The sequence below is a fragment of the Streptomyces sp. NPDC028635 genome, from assembly GCF_040637635.1.
Taxonomy (GTDB): Bacteria; Actinomycetota; Actinomycetes; order Streptomycetales; family Streptomycetaceae; genus Streptomyces.
Genome location: NZ_JBEZWX010000001.1, coordinates 433,537 through 447,365, shown reverse-complemented (window position 1 = coordinate 447,365; position 13,829 = coordinate 433,537). Strand labels below are relative to the sequence as shown.

The 13,829-nt window shown below is 76.0% G+C and carries 12 protein-coding genes; all 12 read right to left on the bottom strand.

Features of this window, described 5'->3' with window-relative positions; genetic code table 11:
- Positions 1 to 632: 632 nt before the first annotated feature.
- Entirely contained in the window at positions 633 to 1,199 is a 567-nt protein-coding gene (locus AB0E88_RS01555) for a phage tail protein (protein WP_361621943.1), read from the bottom strand.
- A gap of 109 nt (positions 1,200 to 1,308) precedes the next feature.
- Positions 1,309 to 3,279, bottom strand: a complete 1,971-nt coding sequence (locus AB0E88_RS01550; RefSeq protein WP_361622299.1) for a putative baseplate assembly protein — start codon at positions 3,277 to 3,279, stop codon at positions 1,309 to 1,311.
- Positions 3,279 to 3,701, bottom strand: coding sequence for a GPW/gp25 family protein (locus tag AB0E88_RS01545; protein ID WP_361621940.1), 423 nt, complete (start codon positions 3,699 to 3,701; stop codon positions 3,279 to 3,281). The genes AB0E88_RS01550 and AB0E88_RS01545 overlap by 1 nt, the downstream gene beginning before the upstream one ends.
- Entirely contained in the window at positions 3,701 to 4,018 is a 318-nt protein-coding gene (locus tag AB0E88_RS01540; RefSeq protein ID WP_361621937.1) for a PAAR domain-containing protein, read from the bottom strand. Before AB0E88_RS01540 ends, AB0E88_RS01545 begins: the two co-directional genes overlap by 1 nt.
- 202 nt (positions 4,019 to 4,220) lie before the next feature.
- Entirely contained in the window at positions 4,221 to 6,047 is a 1,827-nt protein-coding gene (locus AB0E88_RS01535) for a VgrG-related protein (RefSeq protein WP_361621934.1), read from the bottom strand.
- Complete coding sequence (locus AB0E88_RS01530) at positions 6,044 to 6,766, bottom strand: LysM peptidoglycan-binding domain-containing protein (RefSeq protein WP_361621931.1); 723 nt, start codon at positions 6,764 to 6,766, stop codon at positions 6,044 to 6,046. The genes AB0E88_RS01535 and AB0E88_RS01530 overlap by 4 nt, the downstream gene beginning before the upstream one ends.
- A 95-nt stretch (positions 6,767 to 6,861) precedes the next feature.
- Positions 6,862 to 7,287 (bottom strand): phage tail protein, encoded by a 426-nt coding sequence (locus tag AB0E88_RS01525; RefSeq protein WP_361621928.1) that lies wholly within the window; start codon positions 7,285 to 7,287, stop codon positions 6,862 to 6,864.
- Between the two features lie 167 nt (positions 7,288 to 7,454).
- Positions 7,455 to 9,857 carry a hypothetical protein gene (locus AB0E88_RS01520; RefSeq protein WP_361621925.1) on the bottom strand — a complete coding sequence of 801 codons (2,403 nt, stop codon included), beginning with the start codon at positions 9,855 to 9,857 and terminating at the stop codon, positions 7,455 to 7,457.
- A gap of 1,062 nt (positions 9,858 to 10,919) precedes the next feature.
- Positions 10,920 to 11,078 carry a DUF6760 family protein gene (locus AB0E88_RS01515; protein WP_361621922.1) on the bottom strand — a complete coding sequence of 53 codons (159 nt, stop codon included), beginning with the start codon at positions 11,076 to 11,078 and terminating at the stop codon, positions 10,920 to 10,922.
- Positions 11,075 to 11,575 (bottom strand): hypothetical protein, encoded by a 501-nt coding sequence (locus AB0E88_RS01510; protein ID WP_361621919.1) that lies wholly within the window; start codon positions 11,573 to 11,575, stop codon positions 11,075 to 11,077. Before AB0E88_RS01510 ends, AB0E88_RS01515 begins: the two co-directional genes overlap by 4 nt.
- Complete coding sequence (locus AB0E88_RS01505; RefSeq protein WP_361621916.1) at positions 11,572 to 12,012, bottom strand: phage tail protein; 441 nt, start codon at positions 12,010 to 12,012, stop codon at positions 11,572 to 11,574. The genes AB0E88_RS01510 and AB0E88_RS01505 overlap by 4 nt, the downstream gene beginning before the upstream one ends.
- 33 nt (positions 12,013 to 12,045) lie before the next feature.
- A complete protein-coding gene (locus AB0E88_RS01500) occupies positions 12,046 to 13,602 on the bottom strand; it encodes a phage tail sheath family protein (protein WP_361621913.1) in 1,557 nt (518 codons plus the stop codon).
- Positions 13,603 to 13,829 lie beyond the last annotated feature (227 nt).

Below are 13,829 nucleotides of genomic sequence, written 5' to 3'. Positions count from 1 at the left end.
TCACGGGGCGCTGGGCGGGGGGCGCGGGCGTGCTCGGTGCCACGGGTCGCGGGGCGGGACGCGCCGCGGGCTCCGTCGTCCCAGGACGGGCGGGACGCGCGGTGGGGGGCGGGCCCGCGGCGGGGGGCGTGGTCCGCTCCCCTGCCCCGGCGGTGCCGCGGCCCCTGCGGCGACCACCCGGCGGAGGGAGGGCGGGGGACGCGGCGGGTGAGGCTGATTGGGACGGGGCGGAGGCGGGTGGCTCGGCGGGTGGGACCGGTTCGGACGGCACTGGTTCGGACGGGGCTGCGCCTTCGGACGGGGCTGCGCCGTCTGCGCCTGCGGAGGCCGTAGGCCGGTCACCGGGCGCGAGCGGCGCGGTCCGGTCACGGGTGGGCTGTGGGGTGGCCTCCGGCTGCGTCGCGGACCCGGCCGGGGACGGCCGCGGCACGGGCCCGCCGCGCGACGGCTCGGCCGCCGGCGGCTCCTCGAGGTCCGGCGGCGACGGCTCCCCGGGAGCCGGTGCGGGCTGACCTGCGGACGTGCCGCGGGCGCCCGGGCGGTCCGACCAGCCCAGGTAGGCGCCGCAGTTGCCGCAGAAGTCGTCGGTGGGGTCGTTGGACGCCCCGCACGCGGGACAGGCACGCACGGCGTCACCTCCCTTCGTCGTCGGTGGGCGGGCCGGGCAGGACCTCCACCCGGCAGACGGTGTGCACCGGGCACATGGCCGTGACGACCTCCTGGACCCGGTCCGGGTCCACCGGGCCGCCGACTTCGGACCAGACCCGGACCAGGACCTCGGCGGGGGGCGGCGGGGGCAGGTCGGCGCCCGGGGTGGCCGACCACACCGCGGCGCCGTCACCGCCGACCTCGGCGTGCACGCCGAGAGCGAGCCGCAGCGCCTCGACGAGGCCGCGCCGGGTGCCGCGCCACCGGTGCAGTTCCACCGCGCGGCCGACCGCCTCGCGGCGTCGCTCCACCGGCCATGCCGGATCGTCGGCGGCGCCCACCCAGGACCCCAGCCAGGTCAGGAAGTCGGCCGGGGCCACCCGTGGGTCCAGATAGGCGGGCAGGTTGTCGAGGGTGGCGAACACCGGGGCGAGGACGGTGTCCAGTCCTGCGGTGAAGCGCTGCGCGAAGTCGTCGTCGGCGTACAGCGCGGGCAGATGCCCGCCGATCGGGTACCGGCTCGGCAGCCCGGGTATCGCGGCGCGGCTCATCCCCGGGCCCCCGTCCATACGGCGGTGGCGCACGCGCTCGTCGTCGTCGTGGCGGGCCCGGTCGTCGTCGTAGTGGCGGACGCGCTCGTCACAGCCGTGGCGGTCGCGCTCATCCCCGCACCTCCCCCCGGTCCTGCGGTTCCACCGCGGTGACCACGACCTGGTGCTGGTAGGAGAAGACCAGTGCGCCCGCGGCCACGTCGATGCGGTCCGTCGGCGCCCCGCGCCGCCCGGTCACGGGGTCGGCGGGGAACAGCAGGATCTCCTCGACCAACGCGTCGGTGGCGGCGCGTTGCAGCACGCCGAAGACGTCGCCGTACTGGACGGGCCGGCCGAAGGGCCAGCCGGATCCGTCGGGGCCGCCGGTCAGCGGGTTGAGGTGGCGGTAGAGGGCGGCGAGACAGGCGTCGCGGACGCGGTCGGTCGCGGCGGCTGCCGCGGCGAGCCGGGCGACGACGGTGACGCCCTGGTAGACGGGCGGTTCGACGACGAGCCGGGTGCCGATCAGCCGGCGTTCGTCGAGCTGCGCGGTGACCGCCCGCAGGACCTGGTCGGACGGGATGAGCTGCTCGAAGCGGAGCCGGTCGTCGCCCTCGTCGGCGACCGCGTCCGGCACGACGAGGACCCGTACCGCGCCCGCGCCCCCGGCGGGCAGGCAGCGCACCCGGCGCAGGGAGGGGGCCGCCTGGCGCGCTATGGTCTCGTGGTCGCCGGCGGTGACCGCGCGTTCCTGCATCCGCAGCGCGTCCGGAGCCCGCAGCCTGGCGTTGGCGACCGTCTCGCCGGCCACGCCGCCGCTCGCCGCCTCCCGGTTCACGACCCGGGCGATGTACGGGACGGAGCTGCGCAGGACGCAGATCGCGCCGCGCGCGACGTTGCCGGCGGGGCCGCCGCCGGTGCGGTAGCGGGCCACCCGCACGAAGGCGCCCTTGGGCGGCACCGCGCCGCACTGGCGCAGGGTGCCGTCGGCTTCGCGCAGGGCGGGCGGGAACGTGAACTCGCCGGTGGTGGCGTCGACCCGGACGTGCCGGTCGGCCGGTTGCGAGCGGCCGAAGTGCTCGACGACCTCCCAGCGCTGCCAGCCGTCGGCGGAGGACACCTCCACCACGGGCGGCTCCCGGTCGAGGAGGACGGGCGGGCGGCCGATGCGGAACGTCTGCCCGGCGACCCCCTCGGAGGTGCCGAGCGGCACGTCGGTCTCGGTCTCCGCGTGCTCGACCGTCATGGTGCCGCCGACGGTGAACACCGACGCCTCCCGGACCGTCGGGGACTCGGAGTAGAACGGCTGGCCGGGCTCCGGGGCGGTGACCCGGCAGCGCAGCCAGCCGGCCCGGACGCCGCCGATCACGGACGCCGTGTGCCCGGCCGGCACGTAGACGATGACCTCGCCGGGGCGGTTCAGGCCGCCGGTGGAGTCCTCGCCGGTCTCGCAGATCCGCCAGCCGGAGCCGTCCCACGCCTCCCACACCAGCGGGGGCTGGCGCGGGTCGACACCGATGCCCTCGACGCGGCTGTCCAGGCGCACGGCGACCACGCAGCGCGGCACCGCCGCCGGCAGGCCGAACAGCAGCGCGTCGCCCGCCTCCGGCGCCGCCTGGAAGGCGGGCACGTCGCGGCCCTCGGCGAGGTCGCCGGTGCGGTCGCTCTGCTCGCCGGTGCGGGGCGCGGTGACCAGCCGGACCAGTTCGCTGGGCACGATGCGCAGTTCGTCGGTGGTGGTGAACGGGACGGCCGCGTCCACCTCGCCGCCGGCCGTGGTCACCTCGGTGCCGGCGGGCAGCGTCACCGTGTCGGGCTGCGGCGCGGACAGCCAGAAGTCGACCTCGGCGACGGCCGCCGCGGGCGGGAACAGGCGGATGCCGAGCAGGTCGAGGAACGCGGTGTAGTTCTTGTCCGGCACCCGGTTCAGCCGGTACAGCAACTGGTCGACGAGGTAGGCGAACGTCTCGATCAGGGTGACGCCCGGGTCGGAGACGTTGTGGTCGGTCCACTCGGGGGCGCGCTGCTGCACGTACCGCTTCGCCTCGTCGACGAGTTGCTGGAAGCGCCGGTCGTCCAGGTTCGGGGAGGGCAGGGCCATCAGGCGGCGCCCCATTCCTCGGCCCCCTCCTCGGAGGGGATCGTGTAGAAGGGAAAGACCAGGTTGCGCCGGTCGTTGGTGGAACGAAGCGTGTAGTGCACGTCGATGTACAGGGTCCCGGCCTCGACCGCGTCGTAGGCGACCACCACGTCGTCGACCGCGATGCGCGGCTCCCAGCGTTCCAGTGCCTCGCGCACCTGCCGGGCGATGCGGCCGGCGGTGGCGCCGTCGCCGGGCGCGAAGACGTACTCGTGGATGCCGCAGCCGAATTCGGGGCGCATCGGGCGTTCGCCGGGCGCGGTGCCGAGGACCAGCCGAATGGCCTCCTCGATCTCCCGTTCCCGCTCGACCATGGCGATGCCGCCGGTCGGTCCGACGCGCAGCGGGAACGCCCAGCCGCGGCCGATGAACCGCTCGTTCATCACTCGCCCCCGATCAGCACGGTCGGGTGGCCGGCCGAGATCATCGCCCCGCACGAGGTCTTGTCGCGCATGCGCGCGGCCGGCAGCCCGCCGATGAGGACCCGGCTGCGGACGAGGGCCGCCGGGTCCGGCATGACCACGTTGCCCGGGCCCAGCGCCAGGTGCGGGGGCACGGCGCAGGTGTGCAGGCTGCCCGCCACGGCGGCGGGACGGCCGCCGATGAGCACGGTGGCGACCGCCCTGGCGGCGCCGGGCGGCGGGGTGGCGATGACGCCGCCGTGGTTGGTGGGGTCACCGCTGCGGGCTGCGGCCGGCATGCGGCGCTCCTTTCGTCGGTCCGACCGTCCCGACGGTGCACGGGATCGGTCGAGGGGTGCGGGTCGGTCGAGGGGGGCGGTCGGTTGAGGGGGTGGGTGGATCAACAGGGACGGTGGATCAAGGGGGTCGGTGGATCGAGGGGGGCGGTGAATCGACGGGGTCGGTGGGTCGGGGGGACGGTGGATCGAGGGCAATGCGGGCTCAGTTGATGCGGATGAGCTTGGCTTTGAGGACGCCCAGCAGGCCGCCGTCGACGGTGACCTCCGAGCTGCCGGACACACGGACCTTGCGGCCGGCGACGTTCACGCCGACCCGGCCCTGGATGTCCACGTTGCGGCCGGACACGCTCACGTCACCCCGGCCGGCGTCCAGCGTGATGCCCTTCCTGTCGAGCCGTACGGAGGTGAGCGCCTGCCGGGTCCGGCCGGCGTACACGGTCAGCTCGATGCGGTCCCGCCGGTCGTCCAGGAACACCTCGAGGCGCTCGTCGGCACTGCGCAGCCGGACTCCGGAGGGTCCCGGCGCCCGGGCGTCGAGGAGCTCCACCCGGTGTCCCGAACGCGACACGAGGGAGCGGCGGTTGACCCGGCCGCTGGTGCCGTCGACGAGCGGCACGTCGTGCGCCGACGGGGTGTCCACGCCGTTGTACAGGCCGCCGATGACGTACGGGGCGTCCAGCAGCCCCTGTTCGAAGCCCACCAGCACCTCGTCGTTGACCTCGGGGCTGACGACGCCCCCGCCGCCCTTGCCGCCCCACTGCACGGTCCGCACCCAGTCCGTGACGTAGGTGTCGTCCAGCCAGGGGAACTTCAGCCGTACGGCGCCGCTCTGCGCACCGCCCGGCTCCCGTACGTCCGTCACCACGCCGATCGCCAGACCGGGCATGCGCGGGCTGCGGGCCGGGGCGTTGGCCCCGGTCACCAGGCCGGTCAGGGAGCGGTCCGGGCTGGCGCTGACCCAGACCGTCGTCCGGTACCCGCCGTGCGGCTCCAGGACGTGATGGACGGCCGTCGCCGTGTACCGGCCGGAGAACGCCTGCCCGACGTTGCCGAGCGCGACCGGCAGACCGGCCCGCAGCCGCGGGTTGCCCTCCACCACGGCCTCCAGCTCGCCGAAGGAGGCGCTGACGTGAGCGGCCGTCGCGTCCGCCGCGGCCTTCGTCTCCGCCTGCGTCCGGTACGGCGTGTCCGTGACGGTGAGCTTCGACGACCTGCCGAACCGCGCGCTCAGCGCCGGGCTCAGCCCCGGCACCACCGTGTCGCTCTCCACCGAAGGCGCGCGGGCCACCAGCGGCCGCTTCGTCGTGACGTCCCAGCCGCGCACCTCCACCTGCGAGGCGCCGTCCGCCGCCGACAGCGAGGCGCGCAGCGCCAGCAGGTTGCGCCCGTACTCCAGCACCATCGGATCGCGGGTGGCCGGGGTGGACGGCGCGGGTGCCCCCGACGCCTTCCGCGGTGGCACGAAGTGCAGCAGCCCCTTGTCGTCGACGTGCACCTGCGCGCCGCTCTCCTGCGCCAGGTACTGGAGGAAGTCCCAGTCGGAGACGTTCGCCTGCGAGAGCTGCCCGTAGGTGACGGGTGCCGCCTCGACCCGGCCGCACGCCAGCCCGGCGCCCGCGGCCACCTTGCGGACGATGGCCTCCGCCGTCATGTTGCGGTACGCCACCACCTTGCGGCCCCGTTGCAGACGGTGCGCCCGGGAGTAGGCGCGCACCACCGTGAACGAGCCGGTGCGGTCGCGGTCGACCTCCAGGCCGGTCACCTCGCCGTCGAACAGCCGCTCCCGCGCCTGCCCGGAGACGGTCACCACCGACACCCGCACGGGCGTTCCGATGGTGATGCCGGTCGCGCGGAGGAATTCGTGGTCGGGATCGCGGAAGGTGAGCACCGCCGCGTCCGGCAGTCCCATGTTCTCGTCGACCACGCAGCTCACCAGCTGGGCGGCCCAGATCCGTGGCAGTTCGCCGGGCGTCTCGATGACGGGGTCCGCCGCGAACGACCGGCCGCCCCGGGCCTCGGGTGTCGTCACTGTTCCTCCTGGGCGCCGGCGTCGCGCAGCCCGGGCACCACCAGTTCGGTGCCGGGCACGAGCGCCATCGGGTCGTCGATGTCGTTGGCCTCCGCGATGACCCGCCAGGCCGTCGCGTCGCCGTACTCCCGCCACGCCAGCAGCGCGAGGCTGTCGCCGGCGACCACGGTGTGCGTGCTGCGGGCGGTGCGCGCGCCGGACGTCGGGTTCTGGCCCGGCGGGTCGACGCTCGCCTCCTCGATGGACAGCGCGCAGGTGGCCCGCAGCGGCCTGCCGTCCACGTCGAAGAGCGTGTACGTCACCGACAGGCTCGACAGCACGCCGTCGAACGAGGTGGTGCGCGCCGTACCCCACTCGAACCGCACCCACGGGCTGGCCGGCTTCTTGCGGCCGAGGCTGGCCGGGGTCGGCACGCACGCCTCCATCAGCGTCTCCACCGCCTGCTCCACGGAGTTGTCGTGGGTGGCGGTGGCGTCCAGGAACACCTCGAGGCTCAGCTCGCGCGGGCCGCTGCCGACGAACTCGGGCAGCGCCGACTGCCCGGCCATCCGGGACGGGGTGCGCCGCCACTCGGTGGACTTGCGCAGCTGGAGCGTCGACGGGTTGAACTGGAGGTCGAGCCGGGCGATCGTCCCGCCCGGCTTGGCGCCGACGGAGGCCGGGGGCTCCTTCAGGGTGAGCTGGGCCCGGGCCCGGCTGGAGCGGACCGCTGAGAACATGCCGTGGCTTCCTTTCCGGGGGCGGGCGGCGGTCGGGGACGGGTGGTGCGGCGTCCTGGGGACGGGTGGGACGGCGTCCTGGGGACGGGGGCGGGTCAGGAGGGGCGCAGGCCCTGGTGGGCGATCTCCAGGGTTTCGATGGCCGCCTGGGAGCTGGCGGGGTCGAAGGACGGGCCCTGCCAGCGCACGGGGACGATCCCGAGGACCTGCCAGCTGATGATCCGGCTCAGATCCGGTCGCAGCGCCACGATCTCGCCGTCCTTGGGCTCCACCCGTTTCAGCGTCTCGTCGAGCCAGCGGGCGATCTTCGCGGTGTCCGCGGTGACCGGGCGGGTGAGCGTGATGTTCGACCAGGACACACGGCTCGGGAGCTGCCAGGTGAAGCCGTTGTTGCCCCCTTCGGCGTACGTCTCCATCTCGACCTCGGCGCCCATGCCGGAGCAGGTGTGGAAGGCGCCCAGATCACTGCCGCCGATCGCGAGCCGGAAGAACACGCTCGTCGCGAAGATGCTGTCGGTCATTTCTCGTCACTTGCCAGTCGGGGGTCGTCGGTCGTGCGTCGGGGGTCGTGCGATGCGGTGCGGGTCGTGCGGTGTGGGTCATGGGTCGTGCTTCGTGGTCGTGCCGTGCGCGGGGTCTGTCGTGCGTTCCTGGGGTGCGCGGGTCTGTCGTGCGGTGCGGGCCGTTCTCAGCGGCGTCCGTCGTGGGGGCGGCCGGTGCGCTCCCGGCCGCGGCGCAGTTCGGCGCGCAGCAGCCGGGCCACGGGGTCGATGAGCCGCCGCGCCAGGTCGTCCAGGTCGAGACCGGCCTCGCCCTGGGGGTTCTCCGGGCGACGGGCCGCCGCCTTGCCCGCACCGGGGGCGGCGGCGGACGGGAGCGAGCCGGTCGACGCCGACCGGGGCCGGCCGTGCGCCGCCGTCTCCTTCGCCGCTGCGCCCCGGGCGGACCCGGCGGCGCCGGTGGCGCCGGTGGCGTCGCGCTGCACGGGCGCGGCCGCGCCCGGCGCGACGACCCGTGCCCGGGCCACGGGAGGGGGCCGCACCGGGTCCGGCGGCGGACGGTCCGCGAGCGGCGGGGCCTGCGGGGCCGTCACCGGCAGAGGGCGCGACCGTACGGCAACCGGCCCATCGGCCGCGGGCGGCCCAGGCAGAGCGGGACGCACGACGGGTACGCGCCGGACGGCCTCCGGGAGGACATACGGCACCGTGGGCGCGGCGGAGCCGTGGTGCGCCAAGTTGGGCGCGGCGGGGAAGGTCTGATGGTCCGTCGACGGCGCCGGGCGCCCTGCCGGTCCTGCGGCCCACGCGGGGGCCGGTGCCGACGCCCCGCCCGCGGACGGCCCGGCGGTGCTGCGCTGAACCGGTGGCATGGTACGGCCCGGCGTGCGTCCGGCGTCCACGCGCCGGGCCGGGGCCTCGGCGGACCGAGTGGTGTCGCCGGGTCCTTCAGCCGGTGCGCCCGGCCAGCGCGCCGCCACCACGGGGCGGCTGCGGGGCGGGGCGGCGGCGCCCGACTGCGCGCCCTGCGGGGTCGGCGTGCTCAAGGTGAGCGGGCGGCCGGCGAGCAGCGGAACAGTACGGGACACGGCCGGGACGGCGGAACGGGCCACGGTGAGCGGGGCGGCGCCGGGCGAGCCTGCCCGGGCCGCCGCTGCGGACGTCCGGCCGCCCGCGGTCCCGGGCGCGCCGTGGGCGACCGGGGCGTGCCCGGCACCGCCCTTGGTGACGGCGGCCGGGCGCGTGGTGTCGGTTCTCGCCACGGTGACCGGCGTGGACGCCTGGGCCCCCGCAGGCGCGGGGGTCGGCGCTGTGATGCGTACAGGGTCGGGCGCCGGCCCGTCCGGTGCCGGAACACGGACGCTGCCGGACGCCTGAGGGGGCGTCACCACCGGTGTGGCGGGGCTGTCGAGGGGACCGGCGACGGGCGCGGCGGGCGGCGCGCCCGGGGTGGCGAGACGGCGCTGGACGTCGGCCGTTCCGAGCAGCGGCGCGTCGTCGGCCGGTGCGCCGGCCGAGGAGGACGGCGCCGTGGTGGTCGCGGCGCCCCTGTCCTTGGGTGCCGAAGTCCGCTGGACGTCCGTGACCGACGGCGCGGTGGCGGACGGCAGGCCGGGGGACGCCTCGGGAGAGGCTCCCCCGGACGAGGGCCCGGTGGTGGTGGCGGGGCGTGCGGCGCTGGGCGGGAGGGCGGACAGCGGCGCGCCCAGGCCGCCGCGCACACGGGCGCCGGAAGCACCCCGGGCGGGCGCGCTCCGGTCGCGGGCGCCGAGTGCGGTGCCCTGCGCAGCGTCACGGACGTCCGGCGTGACCGTACCCGCCCCACCGGTGCCGCCGGAGCCCGTGCGAGTGTCGCCGTGCGGCGCGGGGGCGTCGTCGGTCCGGCGCTGGAGGACGGGCAGCGCGGGACCGGGTGCCGCGTCGGCACTGGCACTGGCACCGGACCGTGCGGCGGTGGGCGGGCCCGGCTGCGGCTCCGGTTGCGGGATGGCCGTCGGGGGGAGGCCGCCCAACGGCGCACCGAGCGGCGCCCGGCCGCGCGCCGCCGTCGCGGTGCGCTGCACGGAGGCGGAGGCGGACGTGGAGGTGGAGGTGGAGGCCGGCGGGCCGGTGGGTGCGGGCGCCGCCGTGCCCGTGCGCTGGGCGGAGGCGGAGGCCGGCGGGCCGGCCGGTTCGGGCGTCGCCGGGGCGGGGGCGGCGCCGGAGGCCGGGCGCACCGTTGCGAGCCGGCGCACGGGGGTGACCGAGCGCCGGGCGACGGTCAGACCGGCGCCCGTCGGGACGGTGCGGACGCGGGGGCGCGGCTCGCCGGTCCGCGCGGTGCGGGACGTCTGCGGCTGCTCGCCGTCGCGTGCGGCTCGCGCTCCGGCGCTCGGGGCGTCGGCCTGACGGGCGGCCGGGGGCGCGGACGTACGGCCGCTGTCGTGCGTGGCATTCGCGGCGGGACGGTTCCGGGACCCGGGGGCGACGGCCGGAGGGACCACCGCCACCCGGCGTACGAGCGGGGTCGGCGGGGCGGCGGTGCTGTGACCCGAGGCCGCAGCGGCACCGGTGACAACGGGCGCCGTGCCGGCACCGGCGTCGTCCGGCGTCACGGTTCGGGAACCCCTCGTCGGCGCCGGAGCGGCATGGGAGAGCACGCCGGGTGACTGCTCCGACGTAAGGCCCCGGGAGCGCCCGGGCCCGGCGTCCGCTGACCCGCGAGCGTCGGCACGGTCACCGGCGGCATGGTCCGAGGCGGCATCGGCGGCACGGGCGACGTCAGCGCGCGAGGAGGCCCCGCCCGGCGGGCGGGCGCCTTCGCGTGCCGGAGCCCCGCCCTGCGGACGAGCCCAGTCACCTGCCGGAGCCCCGCCGGGCGCGGGGTCGCCGCCACGCGAAGGCGTGCCAGCACGCGAGGGAGTCCCGCCGGCCGCCGGAGTGCCGCTGCGCGAAGGGGTCCGGCCGGGCGAAGGAGCAGCGCCGGTCGAAGGAGTACCGCCGGGTGAGCCGGTGGCCGGCTGCCTTCGCGGTCCCGCCGGGGCCTCGCCGGGTGAGACCGGGGCCGTTCGGTCGGCGCTCCGGTCGGGGTTCCGGTCGGCCGTCCGGTCGGCGGTACGGCTACCGCGCGTCGCGCCGGCCCGGGAGCCCTGGGCCGGCCTGGCGGGGCCGGGGCTCCACGGGCCCGGGACGTCGTCGGCCGGGGGTTCCGCGCCCTGCGGGCGCACCGCCCTCAGCAGCAGCGGTCCCCCGGCGGGCTGCGTGGGCCGCGGGGCCGCGGGGCGGGTGACGCCGCGCACCAGACCCGTGGGGGCCAGGGGCGTCAGCGCGTGTCCGAGACCGCGGTCGAACGACGGGTTCTGCCAGGCGGTCAGCCCGGCCCGGAAGGCGAGGCCGTCGCTGACCCCGAGCGGGGCCCGGGACAGGGTGAGGTCCGGCGCGGCGGTGCGGCGCCAGCCCCCGTCCCAGTCGCTCGGCACAGAACGGCCCGTGTCCGACGGCCCGCCCGCACCGGCGGAAGCACCCGGGGCGCCGCCGGGCCCGCCGGAGGCTCCCGCGGAACCCGCCGCACCCGAGGGATCCCGGCCACCCGCAGGACGGGGGGCGTCCGGGGAGCCCGGGACGCCGGAGCGGGCCGCGAGGGTACGGCGACGGAACCTGTCCCGCCACGCCATGTGCTAACCGCCCTCGTTCATACGGGTGTTGATCCGGGCGATCTCCGCGACCCACTGCCGGCGTTCGTCATGGGTCAGGTCGAGGATCTCCTCGCGCCGCCAGTGGAAGTGGTAGGCGATGTACGCGATCTCCTCCCGGAGCCGGGGAAGGGCGTACGTCACGATTCCCCCAGGCGCCCACCCGAGAGGTCGACCTCGAAGCCGCCCTCGCAGTGCGGGCAGGTCACCGCGGCGCGGGTGTGGCCCTCGCTGTTGACGCGGCGGTAGAAGTCCTGGAGGAAGGCGACGTCGGTGGCGTACATCCGCTCCACGACCCCGGCGTGCACGTCGGTGATCGTGCCGATCCGGGTGATCACCTGGCTGAGCAGGACCACGCTCAGGTACGCCGGGTTCTCCTTGACGCGCAGGTCGATCTGCGGGCGCAGTTCGTCGCGTGCCGTGGCCAGGCGCATCGCGCCGTGCCGGTGCACGGTGCCCGCCTCGTCGACGTACCCGCGCGGCAGCTCGAACTCGAACTCGGTGCGCAGCCCGTGCTCCTCCCGGCGCGGCGCGGCGGCCGGGGCGGGCGCCGCCGCCTGCTCGGGCGCGGCGGCGGGGGCGGGCTCGGTCGCCTGGAGGATCTCCTCCAGGCTGCCCGCCGTCACCGTACGGCGTCTCATTCGACCACGATCTCCTCGAACACGATCGTGACGGACTCGGTGGCCGCGGACGACTCACCCGCGCGCAGCGACGGCCCCTCCCACCGGGAGGCCCAGCCCTGCATGAGCTGGATGCGGCGCACGGTGCTGCCCTCGGAGTCCTTGATCTCGATGGTGAGGTTCTGCCGGGCCGAGTTGACCGCCCCGTTGTTGAGGGTCTCCTTGATCCAGTTGGTGAACTCGCTGCTCTGGTCGAGTCCCCGGGTGATCGTGATCTCGCCGGCCTGCCGGGCGCCCGGCTGCTTGCGGATGATCTGCTTGCCCTCCGCGGTGACCTGCTTGACCTCGACGACCTCCTCCTCGACGGTCAGGCCGCTGATCTCCTGGATCGATTCGACCAGGTAGCCGCCGAGTTGCACGCCGAAGACGTGTGTGGACAGTGCGTCGCCCGTTGCCATGACTGTCTGTCACCTTTCCTGTGGACCCGCGGGTCACTCGTCGATGAGGCTGGTGCTGTCGGAGAACTGGGCCAGCCGGAACACCACGAACTCCGCGGGCTTGACCGGCGAGACACCGATCTCGCAGACGACGCGGCCCTGGTCGATGGACTCCTGCGGGTTGTTGTCACGGTCGCACTTGACGTAGAACGCCTCCTCGGCCGTGCGGCCGAACAGCGCGCCCCGGCGCCACTCCTCGGTGAGGAACGCGGTGACGTTGCGCCGGATGCTGGACCACAGCCGGTCGTCGTTGGGCTCGAAGACGACCCACTGGGTGCCCAGGAGGATGGACTCCTCCAGGTAGTTGAACAGGCGGCGCACGTTCAGGTAGCGCCAGGCCGGGTCGGAGGACAGGGTGCGCGCGCCCCAGACCCGGACCCCGCGCCCGGGGAAGGCCCGTACGCAGTTGACGCCGATCGGGTTGAGCAGGTCCTGCTCGCCCTTGCTGAGCCGCAGTTCCAGGTCGACCGCGCCGCGGACCACCTCGTTGGCGGGCGCCTTGTGCACACCGCGCTCGGCGTCGCTGCGCGCCCACACGCCGGCGATGTGGCCGCTCGGCGGGACGGTGGTGTTGCGGCCGGCGGCCGGGTCGAAGACACGGACCCACGGGTAGTAGAGGGTGGCGTAGCGGGAGTCGTAGCCCGCCTCGTCGTTGCGCCAGGTGCGCACCTGCTGCGCGGTGAGGCCGGGCGGGGTGTCCAGGACGGCGACGCGGTCGCCCATCTGCTCGCAGTGCGAGATCACGGCGAGCTGCACGGTGCGCACGCCCTCGGCGTCGATGTCACCGCGCTGGTAGGCGCTCATCAGGTCCGGCACCGCGACCATGGTGATCTCGTCGATGCTCTCCAGACCGCCGAACCCGGTGCGGGCGCCCGCGTCGCCGACGTACTCCGCCGGGTCGAGGCGGGCCACGTCGGAGGCCGTCGCGGCGGGCGCGGCCGGGGCGTCGGGCACGGCGAGCGTCTGCGCGGCCGGCCGGGTCTGGGCGGCGCCCTGCTGCTCGGCGACCTGGATCAGCCGGGAGGCGCGGACCTGGTTGACCAGGTAGCCCTTGACGTTCTTGCGCACCGAGGCCTCGTAGGTCTCTGCGACCTGGTCGCCCTGGCGGACCAGGACCTTGAAGCGGTCCTCCGGCGGGTTCTCGCCGTCGGCGTCCGCGATCTCCACGGAGACCCCGGTGACACCGGGCCGGGCGGCGACGAGGAAGCCGCCGAGGGCGACCGGCTGCGCCGCCGGGGCCGGCCGCCGGGCGGTGTCGCCCGTCGCGGGGGCCGAGGCGTCGTCGGCGCGGCCGCCGATGCGCACGATGTAGGCGGCGCCGCCACCGTTGGCGAAGTAGCCGTAGACGGCGTGCGGCAGATAGGCGCCCTCGGTGAAGCCGCCGAAGAGCTGGGTGTACTGGTCCCAGCTCGTGACCAGCGTCGGCGTGTGGAACGGGCCGTTCCCGGCGAATCCGACGAACGCGGCGACGGCGGTGCCGACCCCTTCGATCGGCCGGGCACCGGACTGCACCTCCTCCACGTACACGCCCGGGGTGAGGTACGTCGGCATGCTCGCTCCTTCGGGTCCTGCGGCTCGTTCGGCTCGGCCAGCTGTGTCCAGGACGAGTCTGCGCGGCCGGTGGCCGCGACCGGCAGGGACGCGGGGACCATGCCGGGGGCAGCACCGCTGCCCCTCCCGCCCCCCGCGGCGGCCCCTTCGCCGCCCCCGCCTGCCCCCGACATGCCCGTCCGTCCCTGGACGGCCCTGCGGGCCGGGCGGTCCACTGAGGGCCGCAG

Coding starts and splice junctions, on each gene's coding strand:
- AB0E88_RS01555 (WP_361621943.1), bottom strand. CDS start 1,199: ATGAGCCGCGCCGCGATACCCGGGCTGCCGAGCCGGTACCCGATCGGC.
- AB0E88_RS01550 (WP_361622299.1), bottom strand. CDS start 3,279: ATGGCCCTGCCCTCCCCGAACCTGGACGACCGGCGCTTCCAGCAACTC.
- AB0E88_RS01545 (WP_361621940.1), bottom strand. CDS start 3,701: ATGAACGAGCGGTTCATCGGCCGCGGCTGGGCGTTCCCGCTGCGCGTC.
- AB0E88_RS01540 (WP_361621937.1), bottom strand. CDS start 4,018: ATGCCGGCCGCAGCCCGCAGCGGTGACCCCACCAACCACGGCGGCGTC.
- AB0E88_RS01530 (WP_361621931.1), bottom strand. CDS start 6,766: ATGTTCTCAGCGGTCCGCTCCAGCCGGGCCCGGGCCCAGCTCACCCTG.
- AB0E88_RS01525 (WP_361621928.1), bottom strand. CDS start 7,287: ATGACCGACAGCATCTTCGCGACGAGCGTGTTCTTCCGGCTCGCGATC.
- AB0E88_RS01510 (WP_361621919.1), bottom strand. CDS start 11,575: ATGAGACGCCGTACGGTGACGGCGGGCAGCCTGGAGGAGATCCTCCAG.
- AB0E88_RS01505 (WP_361621916.1), bottom strand. CDS start 12,012: ATGGCAACGGGCGACGCACTGTCCACACACGTCTTCGGCGTGCAACTC.
- AB0E88_RS01500 (WP_361621913.1), bottom strand. CDS start 13,602: ATGCCGACGTACCTCACCCCGGGCGTGTACGTGGAGGAGGTGCAGTCC.